The organism is Streptomyces sp. NPDC002057, from assembly GCF_040296665.1.
GTDB lineage: Bacteria > Actinomycetota > Actinomycetes > Streptomycetales > Streptomycetaceae > Streptomyces.
The window spans coordinates 46754-54855 of the sequence record NZ_JBEOXR010000059.1 but is presented as its reverse complement, the minus strand read 5'-3'; the positions used below and the strand labels follow the sequence as shown (position 1 = coordinate 54855).

Sequence of the window (8102 nt, the reverse complement as noted above, 5' to 3'; positions counted from 1 at the left end):
CGGGCGCCCCGGGGTCCCCCCCCGGCCGGGGGGGCGACGGGCGTCCGGGGACGACCGCGTACCGCTCCGGTCCGCGCCGCACCGGCCGTCAGTGCCGGCGGGACGCGGCGGCACGGCGGCGCACCACGTAGAAGACGCCGCCCGAGGCGGCCAGGACGAGCGCCCCGCCCGCGGCCAGTTCGGCCGGCCCGACCCCGTTGTCCACCGAGCCGCCGAGGCCGCCCTGGACACCCCGCGGGAGCGCGGTGATCGTGGAGCGGATCGTCGGGGTGGCGGTGGGCGTGCCGCTGATGGTGAGGGTGACGGTCTCCTGTACGCCGCCCGTGCAGTTGAACACGACCGTGTAGACGGCGCCCGGCCTGGCGTCCAGGTCCACGGTGGCGGTCGCCACCGAGCCGGGGGCGATGACGGCGGTGTCGAAGATGCCGGCCGAGGCCGTCGCCGTGCTGGCGCAGCCGGGGGCGCTGAGCGTCACCCGCCCGCCGGGGGCGACGAGCGAGGGCGACACGACGAAATCGCCCGGTGCCTTGGCCCGTGCCGCTCGCGGGTTGGGTGCGGGGGCACCGTCCGCCGCGAGTGCGGCGGGGGCGGCCAGGGCGAGGGCGGCCGCCCCCAGTAGGGCAGTGGACGCGGCACGTATCGCGCGCATGGTGAATCCTCCGGGTCCCGAGGGGCAGCCGCGGAAGGGGATTTCCGCGAAAGACCGTGCGTACACCTCGATGTTCGAAACGCTAGGAGCGCACTACCACAGCCGCGATCCCAGAGGTGCGAATGGGGCACCGATGTCCCTCGGGTGGCCCCACTCGGCCGTGTCATCTCACCGTGTGACCTGCGGGAACAGATCGGTGAACGGCGCGACGGTGGCCGAGACGCCCCGGCCGAAGGGCGCGTCGAAGTCCCAGATGAGGAACAGCAGGAAGGCGATCAGCACGCTGAAGAGCCCGGCGAGCAGCAGTTCCCTCCCGGTCCTGCGGATCTGGAGCGTGAAGATGAGGCCGACGGTCACCAGGCCGCCGAGGATCAGGCCGAACCACACCACCCCCGGCATGGTCGCCCCCGCGTTCTGGCCCCGCGCCCCACGGGCGTCGTCGGCCACCGCGACCTGGTCCACCAGCGGCTGGTAGGCCTGCCCCTCGAAGTCGTCGGCGGGCCGGTAGTCGGTGACGCTGCGCCGCACCCGCTCCAGGAGCGCGGTGCCCTCCTCGCTCAGCGAGCCCTCCTCGGACATGTACGCCCACTCTTCGTCGACCACGTAGGCGACGTACGCGTCGACGTCGGCGCGGACGCGGTCGCGGACCGCCTGCGGATAGACCTCGACGCGGGCCGAGATCTCGTGCATCGCCTGCGCCTCCTGCCGCACGGTCTCCTGGGCCGCTCCGCGGGCCTCCCACACTCCGGCGATGGCCAGGCCGAGGACGATCGCGTAGATCACGCCGATCATCATCGTCATGTACTCGATGACGTCCGGGGTCTCGCTCGGGTCGTCGTCCTCGGTGATCCGACGGTTGTTGATGACGACGATGGTGAGGACGACGGCGCACGCGGCGGCCATCGCAAGGGTGAGAACAAGCCATTCAGACATGGATTCCTCCGGCGGGGATCAGCGGGAGCGGGGGCGCAGGATGGCGGTCGCGAGGACCGCGGGGGCGATGATCACCAGCGTCATGGTGACGACGGACGTGCTGCCCTTCGGCTGGGGCCGTGCCGTGCGGCGGTAGTGGGGGAGCGCGACGGGGCCCGCCGCCGGAGGCCGCGGACCCGCGGTGGGCGCGGGCGCGGGAGGCGGCGCGGGCGCCGGGGTGCGCTCCGGCGACCGTGTCGCGGGCGGTGCGGGGGACGCCGGGGCCGGGCTCGGTGCCGGTGTGCCGGCCGGGGGAGGCGGCGTCGTCCGTACGGGAGGCGGGGGCGGCGCCGGGACCGGTGGGGGCGGCGGTGCCGGGGTGGGCCGGGGCGGCACGGGCGGCGCCGGTGGCGCGGGCTTCGTGGGCTTCGTGGGACGTGGCGGGGGTGGCGGCGACGGCGGGGCGGGCGTGGGCGAACAGGCGCCCGGCCCGATGACCGCCACCGACGTGTTCGACCCGCCGGGGCCGGTCGTGGCGTAGGCGCAGGAGTCGGCGGCGGCGGGCACGGGTGTGGCGAGGAGCCAGACGAGTGCGAAGGCCGCCAACGGCCGCGCGAGGAGTGATCCGTACAGAGACACGCAGTCGAGCTTGATCACAGAGACGGCGCGCCGGGGCGGAATCCGGTGGGATTCGCCAGATGGAGGGGATCTCCGGATGCGCCGGTTTGACGTTTCGTCGGTTCGGAGGGCGAGGAGACGCAATCCACGGCTGTCACAGGCCTCTTGAATGGGGAAGAGGAGGCCGGGTCGGCCCGTTCCGGCCTTCGATTCGATAACTGTCCGGTTGTCGCCCTGTCGAGGTGACGCCGAACGGGGCATCCTGCACCGGCGACCAGGCTCCGCCGACGGCAACGACCGTGGTACGGGCGGGGCCCGGGCGCCCACCGGGTGGAACCACGGCCGGCCGAGGAGCCGACGCACACTCATATGCACGTGAATTTGCACAGCCTGAAGGCGTGAACTCTTCGCTCGGAGAGCACGTGCCAAAGGCGTGTGACCAAGAACGGACCGCGAATTTCCGTTTCTACTCGCTCTCCCGGCGGGCGATCAGTAGCCTCACCTCGAACACCGGCCGCGAACACATGGCCGCATCCCCCATGGCGACTTGTTGGAGACATTGATGGAGCGTCCCGCCTGGGCTCCGCCTGGTATCGACATCTCGGTGCCGAGCGTGTCCCGTATGTACGACTTCTATCTGGGCGGCTCGCACAATTTCGAAGTGGACCGGGACGCGGCGCGCAAGGCCATGGAGTTCATGCCGGGCCTGCCCAAGATCATGCAGGCGAACCGTGCCTTCATGCGGCGTGCCGTGCGCCATGCCGTTGACAACGACGTCACCCAGTTCCTCGACATCGGCTCCGGCATACCCACCTTCGGCAACGTGCACGAGGTCGCCCGCGCCGCCGACCCCGGCGCCCGCGTCGTCTACGTCGACCACGACCCGGTCGCCGTGGCCCACAGCCGCGCCGTCCTGGAGGGTGACGGGAGCGCCGCGGTCGTCGCCGCCGACCTGCGCAAGCCGGCCGACATCCTGAGCAGCCCCGAGGTGTCCCGACTCCTCGACCTGGACCGGCCGGTGGCGCTGCTCCTCGTCGCCGTCCTGCACTTCCTCGAAGAGGAGGACCGGCCGTACGAGGCCGTCACCGAACTGCTCGACGCCCTCGCGCCCGGCAGCCTCCTCGTCCTCACCCACGCCTCGTACGAGGGCATCCCGCTCTCCGAGGAGGAGGCGGGCGGCACCGTCGGCGTCTACCGGAACATCCGCAGCCCCCTGGTGATGCGGACCAGCGGCGAGATCACCCGCTTCTTCGCCGGCACCGACCTGGTCGAGCCCGGCCTCGTCGCGATGCCGCACTGGCGACCGGACAGTCCGGTCGAGGAGGAGGATCCCTACGCCTTCTCCGGTTTCGCAGGGGTGGGGCGCAAGGCGTGAAGGTCCCGTCGCAGCCGTCCGGCACGGTTGCCGAAGCCGACGGGCCCGAGGACAGACTCCGGCGGTTCGTCACCATCTGGAGCCGCGCGATCTTCCCGGTGACCGCCACCTCGCTGACCCGCGCCGAGTTCGAGGGGCATCTGCTGCCGCTGGCCCGCACTCTGTGCGACGCCCTGCACGCCCGGCCCTTCGACACGGCCCCGGCCCAGGGCGCCGGAGCGGCCCTCGTCGCCGCCCACTGCACCGACCCGGACGCACTCGGCCGCAGCCTCGGCGTCGTCGACTCCTACCTGGTGCTCTACTGCGGCATGGACTCGGACCTGCCGGCCGAGGAGCTCCGCGCCCGCTGCGCCCGCCTCCAGCACGCCATGGCCACCGGCTACGCCCAGGCCCTGCGCGAGCGGACCCGCGCCGAGCAGGAGGCCATCGCCCGCTCCGCGCTCTCCGCCCGCAGCGCCGCCGAGATCGCCCTGCACGCCACCGAGAGCCGCTTCCGCGCGGTCTTCGACGGTGCGGCGATAGGGATCGGCATCGCCGACCTCGACGGCAACGTCCTGGAGGTCAACGAGACCCTCACCCGTATGTTCGGCGGCATGGAGAGCCCGCTCCGCAGCCGGAAGGTCAGCGAGTGGGTCCACCCGGAGGACGGCCCGCACGTCTGGAAGCTGTACGAGGAGCTCGTCCGCGGCGACCGCGAGCACTACCGTGTCGAGAAGCCGTACTACCGCGGCGACGGAACGGTTCTCTGGACCAACCTCACCGTCTCCCTCCTCCGCGACGCCGACGGCAACCCGCAGTACCAGCTGGCCCTCATGGAGGACACCACCGAGCGGCGCCTGCTCCACCTGCGCCTGCGGTACGAGGCCACCCACGACGCGCTGACGGGGCTGCCCAACCGGACCCTGTTCTTCGAGCGCCTGGAGAAGGCCCTCGCGCCCGGCGACAACGCCCGCTTCGGCCTCTGCTACCTGGACCTCGACGGCTTCAAGGTCATCAACGACAGCCTCGGCCACTCCACCGGCGACCGGCTGCTCGTCGAGGTCGCCGACCGGCTGCAGAGCTGCGTCACCGGCGCGGGCGAGATGGTGGCCCGGCTCGGCGGCGACGAGTTCGTCGCCCTCACCACCGCCTCCGGCGGCGAACGCGACGTCACCGAACTCGCCGACCGCATCCTCGCGGCCCTCGCCACCCCCCTCAGCATCGACGGCCGCGAACTGACCGTCCGCGGCAGCCTCGGCGTGGTCGAGGGACCGGCCGGCGAGCGGACCCCGGCCGAGGTGCTGCGGAGCGCCGACATCACCATGTACCGGGCCAAGTCCGCCGGAGGCAACCGTTTCGAGCTCGCGGACCCGGAGGCCGACGCCCGCGCCATCACCCGGCACGGCCTCACCACGGCCCTGCCGACCGCCCTGGAACGCGGCGAGTTCTTCATCGAGTACCAGCCGCTCGTGCACCTCGACGACGGCAGCGTGCACGGGGCGGAGGCGCTCGTCCGCTGGTGCCACCCGCAGCACGGCGTGCTCGGCCCCGACCGCTTCATCCCGCTCGCCGAGGACACCGGCCTCATCGTGCCGCTCGGCCGCTGGGTGCTGCAGGAGGCCGTGCGCCAGGCCCGCTTCTGGCAGACCCGGCACGCCGACGGCGGGCCGCTGCGGATCAACGTCAACCTCTCCCCGACCCAGCTCCACCACCCCCGCCTGGTCGCCGACACCGTCGACGTCCTGGAACGGTCGGGGCTCGACCCGGGCGCCCTCTGCCTGGAAGTGACCGAGTCGGCGCTCATCGGCGCCGACGAGGACCTGCTCAAGCCGCTGCGGCAGCTCGCCGAGATGGGCGTGGACATCGCGCTCGACGACTTCGGCACCGGCTACTCGAACCTGGCCAACCTGCGCCGCCTGCCGGTGAGCGTCCTCAAGCTCGACCGCTCCTTCACCCGGGGCATGCAGCAGCACCCGGTCGACCCGGTCGACCTCAAGATCGTCGAGGGGATCGTCTCCCTGGCGCACAGCCTGGAACTCGCCGTCACCGTCGAGGGCGTGGAGACCGGCACCCAGGCCCGCCAGCTCCGCGAACTCGGCTGCGACACGGCCCAGGGCTGGTACTACGCCCGCCCCGGCGCCCCGGACCGCATCCACTCGCTGCTGCTGGCGGACGCGGTCTGACTCCCGGACCCCACGCAACCGGCCTCCCCGCACGAAGCGGGGAGGCCGGGAAGAGAGACGGGGGAGGAAAGCGGAGAGGCTATATCGGCAGAGATTTCTGAGAAGGAAGCCTCTCCATGGCCTCGCCCCGGAACGACCGTAACACTCAGGCGGGCAGCAGGTCGCGCAGGTTTTCCGGGGTGATCACCCGTGAGCCCGTGGGCAGTCCCTCGGGACGCTCCATGCCGAGGTACATGACCGGCGCCTCCGGGACCGAACGGCCGTCCCACAGCGTCACCCGGGCACCGGACTCCTCCATCAGCGACACCAGATGACCGACCGTCAGCGACTCCCGCCCGAGCAGGCCCCGCAGCAGGACCGCGATCGACACCCGGTGCTCCTCGACCTGGTTGGCCGACGGCTTCCCCCGCAGATAGAGGTGGAGCCAGTGCGCGTGCCAGCGGCCCTTCTCGTCACGGCGGAACGCCAGCGGCAGCGCCACCCGGCCGGGGCCGCGCAGATCCGACTTCGTCCGCACCGTCCGCGGCTCGAACGGACGCCCCTCCTGCGCCGCCTCGCGCAGCATGAAGCCGAAGAAGCACTCGGCCGCCTCGTCGAAGCCCTCGCCCGCGTAGACGTGCACCTGTGGCACGACGAACGTGCCGCGCACCGCGCCCAGCCGCAGATCGATGAACTCCGACGCCCCGTCGGGCGCTTCGGTGATGTCGCCCGAGTGCACGCCCTCGACGTCGGAGAGCGCCGTGTACGACAGCCAGGTGACGGTCGCGTACTCCCCGTCCAGGACGAGGGCCGACAGGTCGTGGTCCGTGGTGTGCCGCTCCTCCCTCCAGTACGTGAAGAACCGCAGCAGCTCGCCGTCGACCGGCGAGACCGATCCGCGCGGCAGTACACCGAGGCCCGACGAGGCCGCCCGCCCGCTCAACGGCAGTGCCACCGCAAGAATCCGAGGATCGATCAGCAGCGATCCCGGGTCCGGCAGCCGACGCCGGGTCTCCGCGTCGAGCACGGCCACGAGCCGCTCGCGGACGTCGTCCGGAAGCGGCGGACGCGTGTCGGGGCCGACCCAGGCCCGGCCCTCGCGGTTCACGAAGACCCGGCGCCGGGGAGTGTCCGCCCCCGGCAGGCCCGCCCGGTTGTGGACGTGCTCGCGCAGTGACAGGACCACCCGGCCCGACACCTCCGGCGCGGCCCGCTCCACGGCGGCGAGGACCGCCTCCCGCTCCGCGCCCTCCTTCGCGGTGCGCAGGAACCGGTCCACGGCGCGGAAGAGCCGGCCCGGGGCGTGCGAGGCCAGCAGGTCCGCCGCGCCGGTGACGTCACCCCGTACGAGGAGTTCCTCCACGCGGCCGTCGAGGGACGGCGCCTTCCGCTCGCCCCTGGCCACGGCGAACACCTCGGCCGCGTGCGGCCAGTGCGGGTACTCGTGAGGGTGCAGCCGCTCCCCGAGCCGCTTCCACGACTCCCCGTGCGCGGAGACGTCCGCGAGCCTGCCCGGGGAGGCGGCGACGAGCGCGTCGAGGCCCGCGAGCAGGGCCCGGCGGTGCGGGCGGGACAGCGCGCGGAACCGGGTGGACCCGCGCAGGGTGACATCGCCGTCCACGAGCGCGCAGGCGAGCCGCAGGACGTCGGTGACGGTGTCCATGAGCGGGGCCGCGCCCGCGCCGAGCCGGCCCCGGTTGACCACGGCGCGGTTCTCGCGGACCGGGATGTCCTCGGGCTCGGCTCCGTGCGCGTGGTGCCCGGCGAGGAGCGCCAGATCCTCCAGGTGCTCCTCGCCCAGCGGGGTCGTGCTGCCGGCCAGGGCCCGGTAGAGCGCAGCGACCTCCTCCTCGGCGTCGCCGCCGGGGTGGAGCACGGTCAGCCGGTCACCGGCCGCCGCGATCAGCTCGTCGTGCCCGGCGATCATCTCCTCGTAGGTGTGCGGGTATCGGCCGTACGAGGGGAGGCTCAGCAGGTCGAGAAGGCCCGTGCGCAGCCGCCGGAGCAGACCGGCGCGGGCGTCGCGTCCGTCGACCGCCCGGGCGAAGCACTCCGTCCAGAAGTCGAGCGTGTCCGGCACGTTGTCCGGGAAGTCGACGAAGTAGACGTTGTGCCGGACGTGGTCGCCGACGAGCTCGCGGACCGAGGCCAGGGTGCGGACGGCGGTCTCCACGACCACCGGCTCGGCGAGGGCCGAGAGGCGCGCGGTCAGTTCGGCCGACAGCTTGAACCCGGCCGTCATCAGGGCCGCGTCGAACCGGCGCGCGGCGGCGCTCCCGTCGCCGGCGGGGCCGGCGGGAAGGGGGAGACGGTGGGTGTGCCGGACGACCAGGTGTTCGAGCGCGTGGACCATGGGGGCATGCTCGCAGTCGCCGACGGTCCGTCGCACGCGGATATACCGGGGTCC

6 protein-coding genes are annotated in these 8102 nt (G+C 72.9%); 3 read left to right on the top strand and 3 right to left on the bottom strand.

The genetic code is table 11. From position 1 onward, the window contains the following. Nucleotides 1-88 precede the first annotated feature (88 nt). Both ABT129_RS32485 and ABT129_RS32480 read right to left on the bottom strand, forming a co-directional pair. Entirely contained in the window at nt 89-649 is a 561-nt protein-coding gene (locus tag ABT129_RS32485) for a hypothetical protein (protein ID WP_351908786.1), read from the bottom strand. 168 nt (nt 650-817) lie between these two features. Continuing rightward, nucleotides 818-1582: a bestrophin-like domain gene (locus ABT129_RS32480; RefSeq protein ID WP_351908784.1), complete on the bottom strand. Its 765-nt coding sequence runs from the start codon at nt 1580-1582 to the stop codon at nt 818-820. A 181-nt stretch (nt 1583-1763) separates the two neighbouring features. Here ABT129_RS32480 and ABT129_RS32475 point away from each other — a divergent pair, with 181 nt between their 5' ends. The 3 genes from ABT129_RS32475 (at nt 1764) to ABT129_RS32465 (ending at nt 5716) form a co-directional block, all read left to right on the top strand. Continuing rightward, nucleotides 1764-2102: a hypothetical protein gene (locus ABT129_RS32475; protein ID WP_351908782.1), complete on the top strand. Its 339-nt coding sequence runs from the start codon at nt 1764-1766 to the stop codon at nt 2100-2102. A gap of 639 nt (nt 2103-2741) precedes the next feature. Further along, nucleotides 2742-3554, top strand: a complete 813-nt coding sequence (locus ABT129_RS32470; RefSeq protein ID WP_351908780.1) for an SAM-dependent methyltransferase — start codon at nt 2742-2744, stop codon at nt 3552-3554. Beyond that, the gene (locus ABT129_RS32465) at nt 3551-5716 is read left to right on the top strand and encodes a putative bifunctional diguanylate cyclase/phosphodiesterase (protein ID WP_351908778.1); all 2166 of its coding nucleotides are present in this window, start codon (nt 3551-3553) and stop codon (nt 5714-5716) included. Before ABT129_RS32470 ends, ABT129_RS32465 begins: the two co-directional genes overlap by 4 nt. Before the next feature lie 145 nt (nt 5717-5861). Here ABT129_RS32465 and ABT129_RS32460 read toward each other — a convergent pair whose 3' ends face one another. Then, the gene (locus ABT129_RS32460; RefSeq protein WP_351908776.1) at nt 5862-8048 is read right to left on the bottom strand and encodes a TerD family protein; all 2187 of its coding nucleotides are present in this window, start codon (nt 8046-8048) and stop codon (nt 5862-5864) included. Nucleotides 8049-8102: the final 54 nt, after the last annotated feature.